At 67.2% G+C, this 19,187-nt stretch carries 22 protein-coding genes; 8 read left to right on the forward strand and 14 right to left on the reverse strand.

Annotation, left to right across the window (positions count from 1 at the left end; genetic code table 11):
* Positions 1 to 16 precede the first annotated feature (16 nt).
* Both PYV00_RS04775 and efp read right to left on the reverse strand, forming a co-directional pair.
* Entirely contained in the window at positions 17 to 838 is an 822-nt protein-coding gene (locus tag PYV00_RS04775; protein WP_275227126.1) for an inositol monophosphatase family protein, read from the reverse strand.
* Positions 839 to 970: 132 nt separating this feature from the next.
* The gene (gene efp, locus PYV00_RS04780) at positions 971 to 1,534 is read right to left on the reverse strand and encodes an elongation factor P (RefSeq protein ID WP_275227127.1); all 564 of its coding nucleotides are present in this window, start codon (positions 1,532 to 1,534) and stop codon (positions 971 to 973) included.
* A gap of 104 nt (positions 1,535 to 1,638) precedes the next feature.
* Here efp and PYV00_RS04785 point away from each other — a divergent pair, with 104 nt between their 5' ends.
* The 4 genes from PYV00_RS04785 (at position 1,639) to PYV00_RS04800 (ending at position 4,770) form a co-directional block, all read left to right on the forward strand.
* On the forward strand, positions 1,639 to 2,022 hold the full coding sequence (locus PYV00_RS04785) for a hypothetical protein (protein ID WP_275227128.1): 384 nt from the start codon (positions 1,639 to 1,641) through the stop codon (positions 2,020 to 2,022).
* Between the two features lie 49 nt (positions 2,023 to 2,071).
* Entirely contained in the window at positions 2,072 to 2,884 is an 813-nt protein-coding gene (locus tag PYV00_RS04790; RefSeq protein ID WP_275227129.1) for an SDR family NAD(P)-dependent oxidoreductase, read from the forward strand.
* Between the two features lie 163 nt (positions 2,885 to 3,047).
* Positions 3,048 to 4,229 (forward strand): sulfotransferase family protein, encoded by a 1,182-nt coding sequence (locus PYV00_RS04795; RefSeq protein ID WP_275227130.1) that lies wholly within the window; start codon positions 3,048 to 3,050, stop codon positions 4,227 to 4,229.
* Positions 4,230 to 4,242: 13 nt separating this feature from the next.
* Positions 4,243 to 4,770 (forward strand): nuclear transport factor 2 family protein, encoded by a 528-nt coding sequence (locus PYV00_RS04800; protein WP_275227131.1) that lies wholly within the window; start codon positions 4,243 to 4,245, stop codon positions 4,768 to 4,770.
* Here the strand turns inward: PYV00_RS04800 and PYV00_RS04805 are convergent.
* Complete coding sequence (locus PYV00_RS04805; protein ID WP_275227132.1) at positions 4,767 to 5,606, reverse strand: TauD/TfdA dioxygenase family protein; 840 nt, start codon at positions 5,604 to 5,606, stop codon at positions 4,767 to 4,769. The genes PYV00_RS04800 and PYV00_RS04805 overlap by 4 nt on opposite strands.
* 59 nt (positions 5,607 to 5,665) lie before the next feature.
* On the opposite strand from PYV00_RS04805, the gene PYV00_RS04810 reads away from it, so the two are divergent.
* Positions 5,666 to 6,067, forward strand: coding sequence for a nuclear transport factor 2 family protein (locus PYV00_RS04810; RefSeq protein WP_275227133.1), 402 nt, complete (start codon positions 5,666 to 5,668; stop codon positions 6,065 to 6,067).
* 46 nt (positions 6,068 to 6,113) lie between these two features.
* On the opposite strand, the gene PYV00_RS04815 is transcribed toward PYV00_RS04810, so the two are convergent.
* The 5 genes from PYV00_RS04815 to PYV00_RS04835 all read right to left on the reverse strand — a co-directional run bounded on the left by PYV00_RS04815 (position 6,114) and on the right by PYV00_RS04835 (position 10,876).
* Complete coding sequence (locus PYV00_RS04815; protein ID WP_275227134.1) at positions 6,114 to 6,353, reverse strand: hypothetical protein; 240 nt, start codon at positions 6,351 to 6,353, stop codon at positions 6,114 to 6,116.
* Positions 6,354 to 6,358: 5 nt separating this feature from the next.
* The gene (locus PYV00_RS04820) at positions 6,359 to 8,629 is read right to left on the reverse strand and encodes a xanthine dehydrogenase family protein molybdopterin-binding subunit (protein WP_275227135.1); all 2,271 of its coding nucleotides are present in this window, start codon (positions 8,627 to 8,629) and stop codon (positions 6,359 to 6,361) included.
* The gene (locus PYV00_RS04825) at positions 8,626 to 9,114 is read right to left on the reverse strand and encodes a (2Fe-2S)-binding protein (RefSeq protein ID WP_275227136.1); all 489 of its coding nucleotides are present in this window, start codon (positions 9,112 to 9,114) and stop codon (positions 8,626 to 8,628) included. The genes PYV00_RS04820 and PYV00_RS04825 overlap by 4 nt, the downstream gene beginning before the upstream one ends.
* The gene (locus PYV00_RS04830) at positions 9,111 to 9,980 is read right to left on the reverse strand and encodes an FAD binding domain-containing protein (RefSeq protein ID WP_275227137.1); all 870 of its coding nucleotides are present in this window, start codon (positions 9,978 to 9,980) and stop codon (positions 9,111 to 9,113) included. Before PYV00_RS04830 ends, PYV00_RS04825 begins: the two co-directional genes overlap by 4 nt.
* A gap of 95 nt (positions 9,981 to 10,075) precedes the next feature.
* Complete coding sequence (locus PYV00_RS04835; RefSeq protein WP_275227139.1) at positions 10,076 to 10,876, reverse strand: SDR family NAD(P)-dependent oxidoreductase; 801 nt, start codon at positions 10,874 to 10,876, stop codon at positions 10,076 to 10,078.
* Between the two features lie 95 nt (positions 10,877 to 10,971).
* On the opposite strand from PYV00_RS04835, the gene PYV00_RS04840 reads away from it, so the two are divergent.
* Positions 10,972 to 12,150, forward strand: coding sequence for a DUF1214 domain-containing protein (locus tag PYV00_RS04840; protein WP_275227140.1), 1,179 nt, complete (start codon positions 10,972 to 10,974; stop codon positions 12,148 to 12,150).
* Positions 12,150 to 12,938: an SDR family NAD(P)-dependent oxidoreductase gene (locus PYV00_RS04845; protein WP_275227141.1), complete on the forward strand. Its 789-nt coding sequence runs from the start codon at positions 12,150 to 12,152 to the stop codon at positions 12,936 to 12,938. The genes PYV00_RS04840 and PYV00_RS04845 overlap by 1 nt, the downstream gene beginning before the upstream one ends.
* A 52-nt stretch (positions 12,939 to 12,990) precedes the next feature.
* Here PYV00_RS04845 and PYV00_RS04850 read toward each other — a convergent pair whose 3' ends face one another.
* The 6 genes from PYV00_RS04850 to PYV00_RS04875 all read right to left on the reverse strand — a co-directional run bounded on the left by PYV00_RS04850 (position 12,991) and on the right by PYV00_RS04875 (position 18,656).
* Complete coding sequence (locus tag PYV00_RS04850) at positions 12,991 to 13,491, reverse strand: GNAT family N-acetyltransferase (RefSeq protein WP_275227142.1); 501 nt, start codon at positions 13,489 to 13,491, stop codon at positions 12,991 to 12,993.
* Entirely contained in the window at positions 13,485 to 13,757 is a 273-nt protein-coding gene (locus PYV00_RS04855; RefSeq protein ID WP_275227143.1) for a YjhX family toxin, read from the reverse strand. Before PYV00_RS04855 ends, PYV00_RS04850 begins: the two co-directional genes overlap by 7 nt.
* Before the next feature lie 208 nt (positions 13,758 to 13,965).
* Positions 13,966 to 14,883, reverse strand: a complete 918-nt coding sequence (locus PYV00_RS04860; RefSeq protein ID WP_275227144.1) for an acyl-CoA dehydrogenase family protein — start codon at positions 14,881 to 14,883, stop codon at positions 13,966 to 13,968.
* The gene (locus PYV00_RS04865) at positions 14,883 to 16,028 is read right to left on the reverse strand and encodes an acyl-CoA dehydrogenase family protein (RefSeq protein WP_275227145.1); all 1,146 of its coding nucleotides are present in this window, start codon (positions 16,026 to 16,028) and stop codon (positions 14,883 to 14,885) included. Before PYV00_RS04865 ends, PYV00_RS04860 begins: the two co-directional genes overlap by 1 nt.
* A gap of 115 nt (positions 16,029 to 16,143) precedes the next feature.
* Positions 16,144 to 16,917, reverse strand: a complete 774-nt coding sequence (locus PYV00_RS04870; RefSeq protein WP_275227146.1) for an SDR family NAD(P)-dependent oxidoreductase — start codon at positions 16,915 to 16,917, stop codon at positions 16,144 to 16,146.
* 23 nt (positions 16,918 to 16,940) lie between these two features.
* Entirely contained in the window at positions 16,941 to 18,656 is a 1,716-nt protein-coding gene (locus PYV00_RS04875; protein ID WP_275227148.1) for an FAD-dependent oxidoreductase, read from the reverse strand.
* A 185-nt stretch (positions 18,657 to 18,841) separates the two neighbouring features.
* Here PYV00_RS04875 and PYV00_RS04880 point away from each other — a divergent pair, with 185 nt between their 5' ends.
* The gene (locus tag PYV00_RS04880) at positions 18,842 to 19,156 is read left to right on the forward strand and encodes a Rieske (2Fe-2S) protein (RefSeq protein ID WP_275227163.1); all 315 of its coding nucleotides are present in this window, start codon (positions 18,842 to 18,844) and stop codon (positions 19,154 to 19,156) included.
* Positions 19,157 to 19,187 lie beyond the last annotated feature (31 nt).

The raw sequence follows: 19,187 nt of genomic DNA on the forward strand, positions 1-19,187 counted from the left end.
CATTCGCGGATAAACCTCAGTCCTTGACCGCGCCGGCCAGGATCTTGTGCAGGCGCGAATGCAGCGAATCGTTGCCGGCCAGCACCTCGGCATCGCAGATCGGCAGCGAACGGCCGCGCCAGTCCGAAACGAAGCCGCCCGCCTCGCGCACCAGCAGGCAGCCGGCGGCGGTGTCCCACGGGTTGAGATCGGCTTCCCAGAAACCCTCGTAACGCCCCGCCGCGACCCAGGCGAGATCGAGCGCGGCCGAGCCCAGACGGCGGATGCCCGCGATCTGCGGGCCGAACGCGTGATAGATGCGGGTCCACTGCCCCATGTCGCCCCGCCCGGAAAACGGGATGCCGGTGGCGATCAGGCTCTCGTCCAGATGGCGGCGCGCCGAAACGCGCAGGCGCCGGTCATGCAGCCAGGCGCCCCGGCTCTTTTCGGCCCAGAAGCTTTCGTCGGTGATCGGCTGGTAGATCAGCCCGGCAACGACATCGCCCCAGCCCGATCCGTCCAGCCTGGGCTCCTGCACCGCGATCGAGACCGCGAAGTGCGGAATGCCGTGCAGGAAGTTGCTGGTGCCGTCGAGCGGATCGACGATGAAGCGCGGCTTGGTCGGATCGCCCTCGATCTCGCCCGCTTCCTCGAACAGGAAGCCCCAGTCGGGCCGCGCGACCTTCAGTTCGTCCCAGATCGTGCGTTCGGCGGCAAGATCGGCCTTGGAGACGAAGTCCGCCGGCCCCTTGCGCGAAACCTGCAAGTGCTCGATCTCGCCGAAATCGCGGCGCAAGCGCTGGCCGGCCTTGCGGGCGGCCTTTTCGATGACGCGGATCAGACCGGATATTGCTGCCATTTCAAACCTCAGCCGTTCACCCCCAAAGCCGATCGGGGGGATTGCGTCGAGCGCGGCCGGTTCATTCCCGGCCTTGCCCGGCCCTGTCCCTCGACGGCGCTCGGGACGAACGGGCCGAGGGAAAGGACGAATTCAGTCCGCCTTGCGGACGTAAGCCTTTTCGTAGACGTCGACCACGATCCGCGTGCCGCTTTCGATATGCGGCGGGACCATGACGCGCACGCCGTTATCGAGCACGGCGGGCTTGTAGCTGGAAGAGGCGGTCTGCCCCTTCACCACCGCGTCAGCCTCGACGATGGTGGCTTCCACCTGCTCGGGCAGTTCCACCGAGATCGGACGCTCTTCCCACAGTTCGAGCATGACCTGCATCCCATCCTGCAGGAAGGCGGCGGCATCGCCAAGCAGGTCGGCCGGCAGGGTGATCTGCTCGTAGCTTTCGGTATCCATGAAGACCAGATCCTCGCCCTCGGCATAAAGGAATTGGAAGTCCTTGGTATCGAGGCGGACTTTCTCGACCGTGTCGGCGCTGCGGAAGCGCACGTTGGTCTTGCGCCCGTCGATCAGGTTCTTCATCTCCACCTGCATGAACGCGCCGCCCTTGCCCGGCTGCGTGTGCTGCGTCTTGGCGACTTTCCAGATGCCGTTCTCGTATTCGAGGATGTTGCCGGGGCGGATGTCGACGCCGCTGATCTTCATGGGGTTTGCCTTCGATGGGAAAGAGCCGGTTGAGCGAGAGCCGCGCCCTTAGCGCGCGCGCGCCGCTGTGGCAATTCCCCCGCCACGGTGATAGCCAGCGGCACATGCAGCGCATCGCCCCCATTGCCGCACTCATCCCCGCAGCCCTGGCGCTGATCGGCTCGGCCCCGCCGCCGCCGGTTCCGGGCGGGCCGATCGGCGTGCTCCAGCAGGGGCATTACCTGTGCGAGATGCCCGGCGATGCCACCGGGCCCATTGGCCATCCGGTGGCCGATATCGATTTCCGCATCGTCAATGCCTCAGGCTACAATGCCGGTGGCAAGCACGGCAACTACCTGCTGACCGGCGATATCCTGACGATGACCACGGGCACGCTCAAGGGCCTGAAATTCCACCGCGTGTCCGAACGCTTCCTGCGCCGGATCGAGGATAACGGAGAGGATGGGCCCTTGCGCTGCGTCCTTACCGGCCGCACGCTGCGGCCATAAGCGGCGCGCCGGCCGGAATTACGGGACCGGATTACGGGAGGGTCATGTCATGAAGCTGGGTCTGGAAGGCAAGGTCGCGGTGGTTACGGCGGCCACCGCCAATATCGGGCGGGCCATCGCGCTGGAACTGGCGCAGGAAGGCGCCAGGCTGGTCGCCGTGGGCCGCGATGCCGAAGCCGGCGCCCGGCTGGTCGCCACCGCGAAGGAACGGGGCGCGGCCGAGGCGATCTTCGTCGCGGCCGATCTCATCGATCCGGCATCGCCCGCGCGCATCGTCGCCGAAGCCAGCAAGCTGGGCCCGATCGAAGTGCTGGTGAACGCCCTGGGCGGCAATGTCGACCAGGGGCTGTTCGAAAATTCCGACCCGGCCAAGTGGGCCGAGGATATCGACCTCAACTTCGGCACCGTGCTGCGCATGACGCACGCCGTGCTGCCAGGGATGATCGCGCATGGCGGCGGCGCCATCGTCAATGTCGGATCGACCGCCGGGCTGGTCGGCGATTACATGCTGCCGGTCTATTCGGCGATGAAAGGCGCGGTGCACAGCTTCACCATCGTGCTGGCCAAGGAATTGGCCCAGCACGCGATCCGGGTGAACGCGATCGCGCCTTACGCCACGTTCGCCACCGATCCGGCCGCCTTCAGCAAGGGCAGCCGTTTCCACCCCGATTCCGGTTTCTTCGCCAAGCTGGGCGACAGCGTGCGCGAGGAAGACCGCGCGATCCGCCAGCGCCGCACCTTCGTGGGCAAGCCTTTCGCCGTGCCCGAGGAGCTTTCGGGCCTCGTCACCTTCCTCGCCTCGCCGCGCGCCAGCTTCATCACCGGGCAGGTCTATCCGATCGACGGCGGCTCGCTGCTTTAGGGATCGAGGCATCTTCGGGCGCATGGCGGCACCGGCAGAAAATGCGCTCTTTCCGCGCATTTTCAAAAACCAGGCGCATCGCGCCACCGATATGTCGGCCCGGGGCCGCGCCGACGCTGATCGGCCATGCTAGGCTGCGCTCCATAAGACAAGGGAGAGCAGCATGATCGAGCTGGAAGCCATCATCGCCGAGGCAGAGGCCAACGCCGGCCTGGCCGACCCCGAACCGCACCTGCACCGCAACCTCGCGGCCCTGCTCGCCTCCATCGCCGCCGGTCCGCCCATGCACGCGAACGGCATGGCGGCAATGCGCCGGGCGATGACGGGCTTCACCACCAACCGGCTCGAAGGGCTGAGGTGGCTGCGCGATCACCCGCAGATCGGCGAGGAAGCCGTGATCGCGCCAGTGTTCCTGTGCGGCCTGCCGCGTTCGGGCACGACCTATTTCCAGTACCTGTTCGATCGCGATCGCCGCTTCCGCCTGCTGCGCACCTGGGAAGCGATCATGCCCAATCCGCCACCGGGCCACGATCCCGCCTCGGTCACGGCGCGCAAGGCGGCCGAAGCGGAAATGCGCGGAAAATGGAAGCCCGGCGAGATCGAGGGCTTCGACGCGCTCCACCTGATCGACGAGGACGGGTCCGAGGAATGCCACGCCATTCTTGAGCAGGCCTATGCCACGGCGGGCTCGTTCAACCTTTACGACGCGCCCGAATTCTTCGATTTCCTGATGGACGGGCTCGATCTGGAAGCCGCCTACCGCGTGCACAAGCGGCAGTTGCAATTGCTCCAGTGGCTGATGCCGCCACGGCGCTGGGCGCTCAAGTATCCCAACCACGTGATCGCGATGGATGCGATCCTGCAGGTCTACCCCGACGCGCGCTTCGCGATGACGCACCGCGATCCGCTGCAGACGCTGGCCTCGATTGCCAAGATGACCTTCACCTTGCGTTCGGCGCGTTATGCGGACCCGGTGGACCGTACGCGGGTGGGCCGCCAGATGCTCGATTTCGTGGACCGGCATATCGCGCGGATCATGGCCTTCGCCAAAGGCCCGCAGGCTGATCGCGCGGTGCATGTCGATTACTATCGCCTTGTCGCCGATCCCGCGAAAGTCATGGCCGAAGTGCACGCCGGGCTGGGCATCGACACGCCCGGGGACGTGCGCGAGGCCATCGCCGGCTGGCGGCGCGAGAACCCCAAGAACAAGCGCGGCGCCAACGAATACACGCTCGACCAGTTCGGCATCGATCCTGGTGAGGCGCGCGAACGCTTCGCCGACTACATCGCCCATTTCGACATCGCCAGCGAAGCGGCAGGAACCGCGCTCGCCAGTGCCCGCTGAAGGAGACAATGCCATGGCCATCGACGAAGCCGCGCTGCAGGCGGTGATCGACAAGGACGCGATCCGCGACCTCGTGCTGCTCTATTCGCGCGCCATCGACCGGCAGGACATCGAGCTGCTGCGCGATCTCTACACCGAAGACGCCACCGATTCGCACGGCAGCAGCTTCGATGGTTCGGCCGAGGACTACTGCAAGTTCATCGCCGGCTCGTTCCCCTACATGCCCTATAGCGGCCATCATGTGTGCAACCACCTGATCAGCGTCGATGGCGATGCGGGCAGCGGCGAGGTCTATGCGCTGGCCTATCACCTGATCCCCACGCGCGAGGGCGGGCAGGAAGAGGATTTCATGGCGGTGCGCTATATCGACAACTATCGCCGCTGCGCCGATGGCAAGTGGCGCTTTGCCAAGCGCGTGGTGACATACGATTTCCAGCTTCGCCGCCCGTTCAGCGGTGGCGGCACGCTGGGCCAGCGCGATGCCGATCCCAGCTATGCCGTCTGCACCCAGCGCCTGTTCCAGCGCGGCGCGCGCGGCTAGGGCCGTTCGATATTCCAGGGCGTGATATGCGGCGCGACGCCCTGCGTGCCGACGATCACCCGTTGCAGCACGCGCCGCCCCACGCCCGCCAGATCGCCGCGCGCGTGCTGCAGCGCGATGTTGTCCCAGATCAGCAGATCGCCCTTGCGCCAGCGATGCTCGAAGACACCGGCCGCGTCGTAGAGCACGTCGAACACCACATGGAGCACGGCGCGGCTTTCCTCCCAGTCCATGCCGAGCAGGCGCGCGGTCTGAAGTTCACTCACCCACACGCACCGCCGGCCGTTGTGCGGGTTGGTCACGATCGCCGGGCGGATGCCGCGCTTCTGCGCCTCGGGATCGCGCCGGTCGCAAGTGCGCTCGGCCAGGCGCGTGTAATGCGGTGAGATCATCTCCTGTTCGCGCCCGGCCAACGCATCGGCAAGATCGGGCGGCAATGCGGCCAGCGCCTGCTCGGCACTGACGAAGCGGGTGGACGAGGCATCGTCCACAACGTCGAGCGCATGCAGCGCCAGCGCATCGAACGGCGCTTCGGTATAAGCGGCATCCGAATGCCAGGTGAGTTCGGACGCGCTGGGCCCGCCGCCATCGTTGGACATCGTCCCGGTTTCGCCCGCCCGATCGAGAATCGGGCCGAACAGCGCGCAGATCTCGCGCTGTCGCGCCATCGACAGCGACTGGCCGCGCGCCAGGATCAGGCCGTGCGCGCGCAGCAATTGGGTGAGATGGAACGCCTCGGACGGCGCCAGCGGCCGGGACAAGTCACGCTCGATCTCGACGCCGAACGGCGCAAGCCCGCGAAACGGCACCGTCACGCCCATTTCCTGCCTTTCCATCCTGTTCTGCGGCGCAGCTTATGATACCCGCGCGCAACCGCAAGCAGGGAGACACGCGCGTGGAAAGCCCGACACATGACCTCATCCGCCGGTTTTTCGCCAACCTGGGCGCCGGCACGCCCGACCCGGACATGTTCACCGACGACATGATCGCATGGACGATCAGCACGCACGCCGATGCGCCGGGCCAGTCCTATCTCGGTGCCACGCGAATGCTGGCCGCGCTGTTCGCCGGCACGCTGCGCTATGACGTGAAAGCCCTGATCGTGGAAGGCGATCGCGCGGCCGCGCAAGTGCGCGGCTCGGGCACGCTCGCCTCGGGCGAGAGGTACGAGAACGACTATGCGCACCTGTTCGACCTGCGCGACGGCAGGATCGCCCGCATCGCCGAATTCTTCGATCCCGCGCCGGTGAACGAAAAGATCATGCCGCTGCTGCTGGAAGCGATGGCCGCGAAATGAGCGAGCGGGCCGGCTGACCCCGATCCCCCTCGACCCGGGAAGGAGTTCAGCCGCCGCCGACGCGCGGGAGCAGGATCACTTCGGTGACGTTCGCCAGCGGCGATGCCCAGTCATGCGTCACCACGCCGTCGATCGCGAAAGTGGCGCGCACCTGGGCGATGGTGGCGAAGCCCGGCGCCAATGCGTCGAGCTGGCCGACAAGGTCGAACAGGTTCGTCGCGGCCAGATCGAGCCGGTCGGTGCCGAAGAACTCGCGGTCGAACGGCGGCATGATGACGATGCGCAAGCCGCTCAGCCCTCGGGATGGAGCGCGGCGTAGACCCGGTCGGGCGAAAGCGGCAGGTCGTGCATCCGCACCCCCGTGGCCCGCGCCACCGCATTGGCGACGGCGGCCAGCGGCGGCACGATCGGCACTTCGCCCACGCCCTTGACGCCGAAGGGATGGTCGGGGTTGGGCACTTCGACCATCACCGTGTCGATCATCGGCACGTCGGAGGCGACCGGCATCCGGTAATCGAGGAAGCCGGGGTTATCCAGCTTGCCTTGCGCGTTGTAGATATAGGTCTCGTTCAGGGCCCAGCCGATGCCCTGCACGGCCCCGCCCTGCATCTGCCCTTCGACATAGTCGGGATGGATCGCCCGGCCCACGTCCTGGATCGCGGTATAGCGCACCACGCGCACCTGGCCGGTTTCGGCATCGACCTCGGTATCGCAGATATGCACGCCGAAGCCGGGCAGCCAGCCGGCCGCGTTGATCGCCGCCTCGGCCGAAACCGGCCCGCCGGCGAAGATCGCCCTGGCCGCGATCGTGCCGATGGCCATCGATTCGCCCGCCTTGTCGCCGCCGGTGCAATGGGCCGCGCCATCGCGCCATTCCACGTCGGCGGCAGCGACGCCCCACATGCGCGCGGCCCGTTCGCGCAGCGTGTCCTTCACCATGTTCGCCGCATCGACCACCGCCTTGCCGGTGGCGAAGGTGACGCGGCTGCCGCCCGTGACCATCGAGAAGCCGATCGAGGCGGTGTCCGCGATCGTGCAGCGCACTTTCTCGTAAGGCACTTCCAGCACTTCGGCGGCCATGATCGCCATCGCGGCGCGGCTGCCGCCGATATCCGGGCTGCCGGTGGTGACAAGCACCGAACCATCCTCGCCCAGGCTGACCGAGGCGGTCGAGGGCCCGCCGTAATTGCCCCAGTAGCCGCCGGCGACGCCCCGGCCCTGGTTGGGGCCCAGGGGCGCAGACCAGTGCGGATGCGCCCTGGCCGCTTCCAGGCACTCGATCCAGCCGATCATGCCGAACGGCACGCCCGATGTCTGCGGATCGCCGGGCGCCACTGCGTTCTTCAGGCGCAATTCCAGCGGGTCCATGCCCAGCTTGCCGGCGATCTCGTCGATCGCGCTTTCGACCGCGAAGTTGACTTGCGGCGCGCCGGGCGCGCGATAGGCCTTGGTCGCCGGGCGGTTGCACAGCACTTCCCAGCCGATCAGGCGGGTGTTGGCGATGCGGTAATGGCCCACCGCGCTCGATACGCCCGAATGCGCGGTGATCGCGGGATAGGCGCCCGAGTGGTACTTGAAATCGACTTCGGCGGCGACGAGCATCCCGTCGGCATCCGCGCCGATCCGCACGTCGATCACAGCGCCCGGCGCCGGGCCGGACGCGCGGAACACATCCTCGCGGCTCATCGCCAGGCGCACCGGGCGGCCCGCCTTGCGCGACAGCAGCATCGCCACGGGTTCGAGATAGACCGTGGTCTTGCCGCCGAAGCCGCCGCCGATCTCCAGCGGCGTCACGCGGATATCGGCTTGCGGGATGCCCAGCGTCGACGCGGTGAGCGAACGGATCGCGAAGTGGCCCTGGCTTGAACACCAGATCTGCGCCTGCCCGTCCGCGTTCCATGAGGCGACGCAGGCGTGCGGCTCGATATAGCCCTGGTGCACCGGCTCCATCGTATAGCGCCCGGACACGACCACCGCCGCCCCGGCCAGCGCCGCATCGACATCGCCCTTGCCCATCTCCACCCGCATCGAGGCGTTGGACGGCTTGTCCGGCCTGGGGCTGACGCCCTTGGTGAAGACATCGTCGTGCAGCAGCGGCGCATCGTCCGCCAGTGCTTCCTCCAGCCCCAGGACATGTGGCAGGACTTCGTAATCGACTTCGATCAGCGCCGCCGCCTCGCGGGCGATTTCCGGGCTGGTCGCAGCCACGGCGGCCACCGCGTGGCCTTCATAGAGCACTTTGTCGAGCGCGAGGCAGTTGCGCGCGACATGCACGATGTCGGAGGCGGATTCGCCCACCGCCATGATCAGCGATTGCAGGCTGGGAAAGTCCCTGCCCGTCACCACCGCCTTGACACCGGGCAGCGCCTCGGCCTTGCGGGTGTCGATCGCCCGGATCCGCGCGTGCGGATGCGGGCTGCGCAGCACCGCGCCCTGCAACATGCCGGGCGCCTTGAAATCGGTGCCGTAAAGCGCCTTGCCCGTGACCTTGTCCACGCCATCGGGCCGCACCGGGCGCGTGCCGACGACCTGGAAGCCATCCTGCTTTTGCGGCGCGTTCATGCGGGCATCCTTTCCTGGCGCAGTTCGGCGGCGGCATCCATCACCGCGCGCACGATCTTGTCATAGCCGGTGCAGCGGCACAGGTTGCCGGCCAGCCAATAGCGGATCTCGGTCTCGGTCGGGTTCGGGTTGCGATCGAGCAGCGCCTTGGCCGCAACGATGAAGCCCGGCGTGCAGAACCCGCATTGCAGCGCGCCATGTTCCAGGAACTGGCGCTGGACCGGGTGCAGCATCGCCCCTTCGGCAACGCCCTCGATCGTGGCGACCGTGCGCCCCTGGGCCTCGGCCGCCAGGACCAGGCAGGAACAGACCATCTGGCCATCGAGCACCACGGTGCAGGCCCCGCAATCGCCCGAGGCGCAGCCTTCCTTGGTGCCGGTCAGCCCGATCCCGTCGCGCAGCACGTCGAGCAGGGTGGCCGTCGGATCGCAGAGGAATTCCTGCGCGTCGCCATTGATGATGGTGGAAATATGCAGCTTGTTCATGCGGCGGCTCCCGCGCGCTTGAGGGCAGTGAGGACGACGCGCCTGGCCAGCACGGCGGCCATGGCCTTGCGATAGGCGATCGTGCCGCGCTTGTCGTCGATGGGGTGGCAGGCGGCCTTCACCGCTTCGGCCAAGGCGGCGAAAGCCGCGTCGTCGAACCGCGAGCCGACCAGCGCGGCGCCGGCATCCGCGACCAGCACCACTGTCGGCGCGACCGCGCCCAGCGCGATCCGCGCGGCGGTGCAGCGGCCTTCGGCATCGACCGTCAGGTTCGCGCCCGCGCCGACGACGGCGATATCCATCTCGGTACGCGGGATCGAGCGCAGATAGGCATCCCCGTCACCCACTCCGCGCGCCGGCAGGCGGATCTCGACAAGGAATTCGCCGGGCGCCAGCGAGGTGCGTCCTGGCGCTTGCGGAATGGCCGCCACCGGCACTTCGCGCTGTCCATCGGGGCCGGCGATCAGGCAGGTCGCGTTCGCGGCGACCAGCGCGGGCACGCTGTCGGCGGCGGGCGAGGCGTTGCACAAGTTGCCGGCCATGGTGGCGCGATTGCGCACCTGGACCGAGCCGATCAGGTTCGCCGCCTCCACCACGCCCGGCCAGGCGGCGGCCAGTTCGGCATGGTCCTTGAGCGCGGTGCACGGCGTGGCCGCGCCGATGGCGAAGCCATCGCCCACCCGGCGCACGCCGGACAGGCCGGCAATGCGCTTGAGATCGATCACGGCGGCCGGCGCGATCCGGCCCGAGCGCATCTGGACGATCAGGTCCGTCCCGCCCGAAAGCGGACGGGCGGACGGATTGCCGGCAAGCAGCGCAACGGCCTGCTCGATGGTTTCCGGCGCATGGTATGCGGTTGCTGTCATGGAATCTCCCCGGGCCGATCGGTCCGTGTCCGGGGAGATTCGGCGTCCCGGCCGGTTTCGTCAACCGCCCCGGGCAGATTTTTCTACCGAACGGTCTACATTGACGGCGCGTAGCCGCCGTTGAGCGGATAGGTCTGCCCGGTGATCCATGAGGCCGCGTCCGAGCACAGGAACGTCACCAGCGCGGCGACATCGCCCGATTTGCCGTAGCGGCGGATGGTGTAGCGCGAAAGCTGCGCCTTGGCGTGATCGCTCTGCATCACTTCGGCCAGCTTCTCCTCAGGCATGTCGGGCATCAGCGAGGAGAGCGAGACAGCGTTGCAAGTGACGCCGTAGCGCCCCAGTTCCTTGGCGATCGAGCGGACGAAGCCCTGCGCGCCCGCCTTGGCCGAGGCATAGACCGCCAGCCTGGGCTCTCCGATGCGGCCCGAATCGGACACGATGGTGACGATGCGGCCGCGCTTTGCCTCCACCATGTTGGGAATGAAGCCGAAACAGCAGTTGTAGACGCCGTAGAGATTGGTGCCGAGATAGCGCGGCCAGTTCGCCGGGTCTTCCTCCCAGAAGTTCAGCGTCGGCCGCAGCGATCCGCCCGGCCCGGCCATGCCGGCATTGTTGACCAGGATCGTCGCCGCGCCCAGCCGGTCCTTGATCGCGGCATCGGCGGCCTTCACCGCGTCCAGATCGCAGACGTCGAACGCCGCCGCCATCGCCGGCACGCCCAGCGCGCGGATTTCCGCGGCCACCGCCTCGGCCCGTTCGGCCACGAAATCGTTCACCGCGATGCCGCCGGCATTGTGCCGCGCCAGTTCCAGCGCGGTGGCGCGGCCCGCATTCTGCCCCGCGCCCGTGACGATCGCCACTTGCCCGCCAAGATCGAGAAGATCGTGTTCCATCCCATGCATCCTTCCGTTTGCCGGCACTTTAGATAGTGTATACCATCTAGCGCAAGCGAGTCCCGACCGGAGCGGGCAAAGGAGAGGAAGCCGGCATGACCACCCCCATCGGCCCACTGTTCGATTATCTTGGCGATCTTGAAGAGGCCGTAGCGCAGATTGCCAATACCTGGCGGCCCGATGACCCCGAATATCGCGCCGACGTTTACCGCCAGATCATGATGCAGATGAGCTATGGCTATTTCGCGTTCTTCCACGCCGATGCCGAGCATCCCGACTGGGCGCCGCTGTGGAACCCGGTCTACACGCTGCAACCCAACCCGGACGACATCTACCTCTATTGCCCGATCGATTCCGCCTTCCGGTATCGCATCACCGGCAACCGCGGCTCGGTCTACATGATCACGTTCAACACGCAGGCCGCGCTGCCCGGCCTGAAAGGCCCGATCGACCAGACCGGCGAATTCTATGCCGATCTTGACGATGGCGACTTGCGGATCGACGCCGACGGCAATTTCGATATCCTCGTCAGCCGGGAGAAGCCGGAAGGGTTCACCGGCAACTGGCTGCAGATCAAGCCCGGCGCGATCGCGCTGATGACCCGCTATCGCAGCTATGACTGGGTGAACGAGGTCGATCCGGTGATGTCGATCGAATGCCTCGATCCCACTGGCCCCAAGCGGCGGCTTTCGCCCGATGAGATCCTCGATCGCATCCGCCAGATGGCGGCGATGCCGGCGGCGGCGACGCGATTGTTCTATGCGATGCAGAACCAGGTGAAGGCGAGCGTCGGCGTCAACGTGTTCGAGCCTTCGCGCTATCTCGGCGCGCTGTCGCGGCAGATCTATATCCCGGCGGTGTTCGAGTTCGAGGACGACGAGGCGCTGATCCTGGAAACCGACCTGCCCGAGACGCGGCGCTACTGGAACTTCCAGCTCAACGATCCCTATTTCAACGCGGTCGAATATGTCTATCGCCTCAGCAGCAGCAATGGCCATTTCGCCAAGGTCGCGTCCGACGGGCGGTTCTATGCGGTGGTCTCGTTGCGCGATCCCGGCGTGCCCAACTGGCTCGACACCGCCGGCTTCCGGCAAGGCACGATCTATGGCCGCTGGTACGATTGCGACAGCCACCCGCTGCCCACGCTCAAGCGCGTGAAGTTTTCCGAGATCCGCGACCACTTGCCGGCGGACACGCTGGTGGTGACGGCCGAGGAACGCGCCGAGGAACTGCGCCAGCGCGTGCGCGCCTGCCAGCGGCGGCGGCGGTGGTGATGCTGCCGCCCGAATTCGACCTTTCGGGCCGCGTCGCGCTGGTCACGGGCGGCGGCACCGGCATCGGCCGCGCCACCGCGCTGCTGCTGGCCGAGCGCGGCGCCGATGTCGCTGTCTCGGGCCGGCGGCGCGAACCGCTCGCCGCGACCGTGCACGATATCGAAGCGCTCGGCCGCAAGGCGCTGGCGGTCGAGGCCGACGTGCGCGACGTGGCGAGCGTGCACGCGATGGTCGCGGCGGTCATCGCCCGGTTCGGCAAGCTCGATATCCTGATCAACAATGCCGGCGGCGCGCATCGCCATGTCGCGCTGGCGAAGATGGACCCGGCCAGGTGGGACCGTGACGTCCAGCTCAATCTCAGCGCGGCGATGTATTGCTCGCAGGCCGCCCTGCCGCACCTGAAGGCCGGCAAGGGCTGCGTGGTCAACGTCTCCTCGCTCGCCGGGATGCACGGCACGCAAGGCGTCGCCGCCTATTCCGCCGCCAAGGCCGGGCTGCAGATGTTCACCCGCGTCGCCTCGGCCGAATGGGGGCCCTCGGGCGTGCGGGTGAACTGTGTGGCGCCGGGCATGACCGCGACCGAAGCCGCGCGCGAAGGTTGGGAGAAGCACGGCTTCGACGCGATGGCCGCCTGCGGCGCCTTCCCGCTGCGCCGCTATGGCGAGATGCGCGAGGTGGCGCAGATGATCGTGTTCTTCGCCAGCGACGCGGCAAGCTATATCACTGGCGAAAGCGTGGCGGTGGGCGGCGGCCCGCAGATCGGCGGGATGATCCGGGTGGAGGACTAGGACGCAAAAGGTCGGGCCGCGCCTCGCGATGGAGCGCGACCCGACCTTTCCGTCACTCCTGCTGGTCGAGGCCGAAAGCCGGGTGGTGGATCAGCTCGCCACAAGGCTCGCTGCCGTCGAACGGCAATGCCTGAACCGCTTCCGGGGGGCAGCCCGTCACGCCCAGGCCGGGAAAGGCCCGAAAGCCGAACCGGCCGTAATAGCCGGGATCGCCCACCAGCGCCGCACCCCGGCAAGTCCTGCGCAATCGGCGGATGGCCTCCGTCATCAGGGCCGTGCCGACCCCCTGGCTATGCCTTGAGGGCAATACGGCGACCGGGCCGATCAGGCCCCAGCCCGGCTGCGCCCCGATCCGGGCCGGCGAGGCGGCCAGATAGCCGATCACCCCGCCTTCGTCCTCGGCCACGAGCGAGAGGGCCAGCGCCCCTTCCGCCCGCAGCTTCTCGACGATGCCCGCCTCGGTTCCGCTGGCTTGCGCCAGCATCCGCATGGCTTCGGTGACGACCCGGCCGATCGCCGGGATATCGCGAGCGATTTCATCGCGGATCAGCATGTCACGCTTCCCTGATTGTCAAGTTGCGCGCGAACCGAGGCGAGGCCGCGTTTCGATATCCGGTACGGACAGCCCCAGCGGGATGCGATCAGCCGCTTCCGCCGCAACCGGGTGAAGACGCTCAGGTCGAAGTCGGCCAGGATCATCCCCTCGCGCGTGATGCAGGTGACGGAGGTGATTTTGGGGCCGTTGTCGCGCTCGTGCAGAATGCAGCCGCCAAGGGCCAGAACGTGCAGCGCACGTTGTTCATTTCGTGAAATGTTCATGGAATTCTCGCATGACAGACGTGAAAACACACTCGGGTGCACAGGCACCCGGCGGCTTTGGATTCACGCGGCTCTCTGAAATTCAGAGAGCCTGGTCACACAAGCTCTGACATCCCGTCTCCATCGGACACGCGGCAGGCATCGCCGCCGCGCATCCGTGGCGATATCGCGCGCGGGCGCTTGCGGCAATGGGGAAAAGTGGCTGGCCCTAGCCCCAGATCGCCTCGGCCGCCGCCAGCCCCTGCCCGCCGCGCCCGCCCAGTTCGGCGGAGAGCAGCTTGAGGCGATAAGTCCACAAGTGCAGCGGGTGCTCCAGCGTGATGCCCATGCCGCCCAGGAACTGGTGGAAATCGTAGCACACCCGCTTGGCCGCGTCCTGCGCATGGAGCAGCGCCAGCGCGGCATCGCCGGCATCGCCGGTGCCGGCCGCGCGCAGCGCCAGCCAGTAGGCGGTGTTGGTCATCACCTGATCTTCGGCCAGACGATGGCGCATCCCCTGGAACGTGGCGAGCGGCCGACCGAACTGCTTGCGTTCGGACACGTAAATCACCGTGCTCGCCAGCGCGGCGCCAAGCAGGCCGGCGGCCTCGGCGGCGATGGCGACACGCCAGGCGCGCAGCACTTCGGCGGGCTCGGCATCATGCGCGGTCATCGCCTCGGGCAGCGCGGTCAGGAAGGCGACGGGATAGCCGTACAGCGTATCCTCCTGCGCCGCGCCGATCATTTCCGCCGTCGCGGTGAAGCTGCGCACGCCCGAGGGGCCGACCATGACCACGCTGGCGCCGGGCTTCAGGAAGCGCAGCGGCTTGCGGGTCTGGCCTTCCTCGACCAGACAGAGCGGGCGCGGCAGTTCGGGATCGATCAGCGGGCGGACCATGGCCGAAGCCGCCGCCTCGATCGCGAACGGCAGGCGGGCCAGCTTCTCGATCACCAGCGCGGCGGTGACCGGGCCAAGCTCCTCGACCGCCATGACATCGAGGAACCCGTTCTCGACCAGCGCCGCGTCCAGTTCCGCGCTGGTGAGCGCCAGCGAAACGTCGTGCATCGGCACGCCCGCATAGGGCCTGGCGAGGCTGTCGATGAAATCGAGGATCTGGGTCTGGTCCTCGTTGAGCGAAAGCAGCATCAGCGCGGCTCCCTCGGCAATTCCAGCACTTCGCTGGCGATGATGTTGAGCTGGATCTCGGCCGATCCCGCCGCGATGCCGGCAACGATGCCGCGCTGGTGGTGCATCTTGAGATAGGGCGAGGCGCCGGCCAGCGCTTCGGGCAGGAACTCGGCGACGAATTCGCACACCGCGCGCTCGGCCATGACGGTGGCATAGCGCGCCGAACTGGATTCGGCGCCGATCACCAGGCCATCGACCCGGCGCTGGACCACGGCATAGTTCGCCGTGCCCGCCGCTTCGCACAAGGCCGCGCAGCGCGCCGCCTCGATCCGCACGTATTCGCGCGTGAAGTCACCCGCATCCCGCAGCATCGCCACCGCCCGGTCAAGCGCGGCGCGCGCCAGCGTGAAGCGCGGGATGCCCAGCCGCTCGTTGCGCAGCGAATAGGCGATGATTTCCCACGCCTGCCCTTCCTCGCCGAACCGCGCGCCCTCGGGCACGGTGACATCGTCAAAGAACACTTCGTGGATATCGCCCTCGCCGATCAGCGAGGGGATCTGCCGCACGGTGATGCCCGGCGTATCCATCGGCACCAGCAGGATGGTGATGCCCTTCTTGCGATCGTCGCTGGTGCGGGTGAGCAGGAAGCAGGTGTCGGCCAGGCCGGCGTACGAGGTCCAGATCTTCTGGCCGTTGATCACGTAGTTGCCGTCGGTCAGCACCGCGCGGGTGCGCAGGCTGGCAAGGTCGGAACCCGCATCGGGCTCGGAAAAGCCCTGACACCACAGCGACTTACCCTCGGTGATCGGCGCCAGATAGCGGGCCTTCTGCTCCTCGGTGCCGTACTTGTCGAGCGTCGGGCCGATCCAGTTGACATTCATGTACTGGCCACCGCGCGGCTCGCCCGCGATCCACATCTCTTCGGAAAGGATCTGCTGCTCCCAGGGCCCCAGCCCTTCGCCGCCCAGTTCCTTCGGCCAGTGCGGGAACAGCAGGCCGACCTCGGCCAGCTTGACGCAGAACTCGCGCGCGAACGCGGTCAGCGCGGGCGAGGCCGGGCCATGCTCGGAAAACTTCTCCCAGTCATCGGGCAGGTTCGCGGCCAGGAAGCCGCGGATCTTGGTGCGGAAAGCGTCCTGTTCCTCGGTCCATTCGAAATCCATGGCATCCCCTGGCTGACTTGGCCACTTTCACACGCGGGCGCGCGCCGCGCCTCGCTTTGCAGGTGCGTTAGCCAGCGGGGCGGGCCATGCCAAGGGGCGTTGGATCGGCGCGGCGTTACTTGCGTTCGGCGCCGATCGCCACGGGCGAGAGATAGCGGGTGGTAGAAATGCCGCCATCGACCGCGATGGTCTGCCCGTTCACGAAACCCGCTTCGTCCGAGCAGAGGAAGGCGACCATGCTGGCCACGTCCTCGACGGTGCATTCGCGGTCGCTCGGCGTCAGTTCGTGATTGGTGCGGCGGAAGAAATCGAGATCCCAGTAGGCATCGGTCATCTCGGTGCGCACCACGGTGGGCGCGACATAATTGGTGCGGATGCCCTTGGCGCCATATTCGGCGGCCATCGTCTGCGTCAGGCCGATCTGCCCGGCCTTGACCACGCTGTAGGCGCCGCCGCCCGGCGTGCCATAGATGCCCCAGGTCGAGCCGATGAAGACGAAAGCGCCGCCATGGCCGATATGCGCCAGCGCCTCGCGGCACAGCCGGAACGGCGCGCGCAGCGAAATGCCCAGCACTTCGTCGAGCATGGCGTCGGTGGTCTGGTCCACGGGGCCGAAATTGAACGAACCGGCATTGTTGACGACGATATCGAGCCGCCCGAACGCGACGATCGCGCCATCGACGATCTTGCGCGGCGCATCGTCGGCCGTGGCATCGACCGCGACGAAATCGAACGCCATGCTATCGCCCAGCCTGTCCTTGAGCGCGCCCAGCTTGCCGGCGTTGCGCCCGGTGCCGAGCACCTTGACGCCCTTCTCGCCCAGCTTGCGCACGATCGCCTCGCCAATGCCACCGGCCGCGCCGGTGACGATCGCTACCTTGCCTTCCATCACTGCGAAATCTCCCTGCTGGATCAGGCCCGCTGGTTGCCGGATCGTTCCGCGATGTCGTTCGCGGCGACGTAGCCGAAGGTCATGCCCGGCCCGATCGTCGCCCCGGCGCCCGGATAGACATCGCCGAACGGCGTGCCCGAATTGTTGCCCGCCGCATAAAGTCCGGCGATCGGCGTGCCCGACTGGTCGAGCACGCGCGCCCGCGCATCGCACCGCAAGCCGCCCTTGGTGCCGAGGTCGCCATTGTTGATCGGCACCGCATAGTAAGGCGGCGTGTCGATCGGGCCGATGTTCGGGTTGGGCGTCGAGACCGGATCGCCGAACATCTGGTCATAGGGGTTCATGCCCCGGCCGAACTCGGGGTCGATCCCCGTTTTGGCGTAACCGTTCATGTTGGCGACCGTCTGGCTGACGGCCTCGACCGGCAGATGGGTCTTGCGGCACAGCTCCTCGATCGTATCCGCGCGGAACACGTAGTGATCCCACCAGTCGGCCGGCACCTTGCTTTCGGCGGTATGCACGGTGGGCATCAGGCCGCCAGCGCTGAACTTCTTGCGGAACTTGGCATCGAAGATCAGCCAGCAGGGCATGTTCGCCCCGGTCTTCAAGTGATCCTCGACCATCGCCTGGCCGAACTGGTCATAGCCGCAAGCCTCGTCGCAGAAACGCACGCCGTTGCGGTTGACCACCACGCTCCACGGCCGGCCGACGTCGAACGCGGCCTGATGGATCTCGTGGAAGTTGGAGGCTTTGGGCATCGGCAGGGTCATCGTCGGAATCCACCAGCCCTGCTCGGTATGCTCGGTCGACGCGCCGATCTTCTCGGCGGCGATCAGCGCCTCGCCCCGATTGCCGTCCTCGGGCGTGGAGGAATGGCGCGTGAGGCCGGGCACCGGGTAGAAGCGGTCGCGCAGCGCCTGGTTCCATTCGAAGCCGCCCGCCGCCAGCACCACGCCGTGGCGCGCGCCGATCCGGTAGCGGCGCCCGAAGTTCGAGACTTCCACGCCGAAAACGCGGCCAGTGGCATCGACTTCCAGCGCCTCCAGCATGGTCTCCATGCGCAGCTCGACACCCCGCGCGAAGACCTGCTTGTAAGTCGCGCCCATCAGCGCCGCGCCCTGGGTGAAGCGCCGGTCGCGGTGGGAGACCTTGCGGGTGGAGCGGTCCTTCCAATAGCGCCCGATCATCCTGGCCGCGACCGTGCGCCAGCCCTTCGACTGCATCATCAGCGCGAACGTCTCGGTCAGGTCCATCGCATAGCGGCCGAACAGCTTGAAGCGGTTGTACTGCTCGCGCATCAGGGCATAACGCCCGTCTCCCAGTTCGCGCCCATCGAAAGTCGGCACGATCACCGAGCGATCGGCCCGTGCGCCGGGCTTGTCCGGGAAATAGTCGGGCCAGGCCGCGGCCATGACCGCGACGCCGCTGTCCTTGAGGAAGCGCAGCATTTTCGGCGCCTCGTCGACGAAGGCTTCCAGCCGGTCGCGATTGACCGGCTTGCCGATGATACTGTCAAGATAAGTGAGCGTAGCCTCGCGGCTGTCGCCCTTGTCGCCGTCCAGCCGATGGTTGGGTATCCACATCACCCCGCCGGATGTCGCCGAAGTGCCGCCGAACTTGTGCGCCTTTTCGACGATCAGCACGGTCAGGCCCAGGTCGGCGGCACGCAGCGCGGCCATCGCGCCCGCCGCGCCCGAGCCCACCACCACGACATCGAATGTCTCGCCTTGTGCCATCCGGCGTCTCCCGATTGCCGCTTGTCCGTCTGCGCGGCCTTATCGCCGCCGGGTCTTGCCCGAGAAATGACCGCCAAGGTAGAGCGAATTGCTTGGCCATGCTCTGGCCTTCGCGCCGGCATTGCGCCATGGCTCGGCCGAACGCAGGTGCGATGCGCACGCAGGATGAAGAGACGACGGGAAACATGAGCGAAAAGACATTCGTTGCGGTGGCAAGGCTGGAAGAGGTGCCGGCCGGCGGCAAGAAGGTTGTCGAGGTGAACGGCATCCAGATCATCCTGTGCAATACCAGGGACCGCATCTTCGCGGTGCGCAACTTGTGCAGCCATGCTTACGAGACGCTGGAATGCGGCCGCGTGCGCAATGGCTGGATCTCCTGCCCGGTGCATGGCGCGCGCTTCGATCTGGAGACGGGCGAGCCGATGAACCCGCCCGCGACGATGCCGATCGAGACCTACCAGGTGCGCGTCGAGGGCGATACGATCGAAGTCGCCGCCTGATATCGCCTGCCCGTTGGCCGGGGTCTGGACG

Origin of the sequence: Novosphingobium album (ex Liu et al. 2023) (assembly GCF_029076845.1) — a bacterium.
GTDB lineage: Bacteria > Pseudomonadota > Alphaproteobacteria > Sphingomonadales > Sphingomonadaceae > Novosphingobium.

Coding starts and splice junctions, on each gene's coding strand:
- PYV00_RS04850 (WP_275227142.1), bottom strand. CDS start 13,491: ATGCTGATCCGCGATGAAATCGCTCGCGATATCCCGGCGATCGGCCGG.
- PYV00_RS04795 (WP_275227130.1), top strand. CDS start 3,048: ATGATCGAGCTGGAAGCCATCATCGCCGAGGCAGAGGCCAACGCCGGC.
- PYV00_RS04820 (WP_275227135.1), bottom strand. CDS start 8,629: ATGAACGCGCCGCAAAAGCAGGATGGCTTCCAGGTCGTCGGCACGCGC.
- PYV00_RS04875 (WP_275227148.1), bottom strand. CDS start 18,656: ATGGCACAAGGCGAGACATTCGATGTCGTGGTGGTGGGCTCGGGCGCG.
- PYV00_RS04805 (WP_275227132.1), bottom strand. CDS start 5,606: ATGGAAAGGCAGGAAATGGGCGTGACGGTGCCGTTTCGCGGGCTTGCG.
- PYV00_RS04865 (WP_275227145.1), bottom strand. CDS start 16,028: ATGGATTTCGAATGGACCGAGGAACAGGACGCTTTCCGCACCAAGATC.
- PYV00_RS04825 (WP_275227136.1), bottom strand. CDS start 9,114: ATGAACAAGCTGCATATTTCCACCATCATCAATGGCGACGCGCAGGAA.
- PYV00_RS04775 (WP_275227126.1), bottom strand. CDS start 838: ATGGCAGCAATATCCGGTCTGATCCGCGTCATCGAAAAGGCCGCCCGC.
- PYV00_RS04840 (WP_275227140.1), top strand. CDS start 10,972: ATGACCACCCCCATCGGCCCACTGTTCGATTATCTTGGCGATCTTGAA.
- PYV00_RS04870 (WP_275227146.1), bottom strand. CDS start 16,917: ATGGAAGGCAAGGTAGCGATCGTCACCGGCGCGGCCGGTGGCATTGGC.
- PYV00_RS04835 (WP_275227139.1), bottom strand. CDS start 10,876: ATGGAACACGATCTTCTCGATCTTGGCGGGCAAGTGGCGATCGTCACG.
- PYV00_RS04790 (WP_275227129.1), top strand. CDS start 2,072: ATGAAGCTGGGTCTGGAAGGCAAGGTCGCGGTGGTTACGGCGGCCACC.
- PYV00_RS04830 (WP_275227137.1), bottom strand. CDS start 9,980: ATGACAGCAACCGCATACCATGCGCCGGAAACCATCGAGCAGGCCGTT.
- PYV00_RS04860 (WP_275227144.1), bottom strand. CDS start 14,883: ATGCTGCTTTCGCTCAACGAGGACCAGACCCAGATCCTCGATTTCATC.
- efp (WP_275227127.1), bottom strand. CDS start 1,534: ATGAAGATCAGCGGCGTCGACATCCGCCCCGGCAACATCCTCGAATAC.
- PYV00_RS04845 (WP_275227141.1), top strand. CDS start 12,150: ATGCTGCCGCCCGAATTCGACCTTTCGGGCCGCGTCGCGCTGGTCACG.
- PYV00_RS04855 (WP_275227143.1), bottom strand. CDS start 13,757: ATGAACATTTCACGAAATGAACAACGTGCGCTGCACGTTCTGGCCCTT.
- PYV00_RS04785 (WP_275227128.1), top strand. CDS start 1,639: ATGCAGCGCATCGCCCCCATTGCCGCACTCATCCCCGCAGCCCTGGCG.
- PYV00_RS04800 (WP_275227131.1), top strand. CDS start 4,243: ATGGCCATCGACGAAGCCGCGCTGCAGGCGGTGATCGACAAGGACGCG.
- PYV00_RS04880 (WP_275227163.1), top strand. CDS start 18,842: ATGAGCGAAAAGACATTCGTTGCGGTGGCAAGGCTGGAAGAGGTGCCG.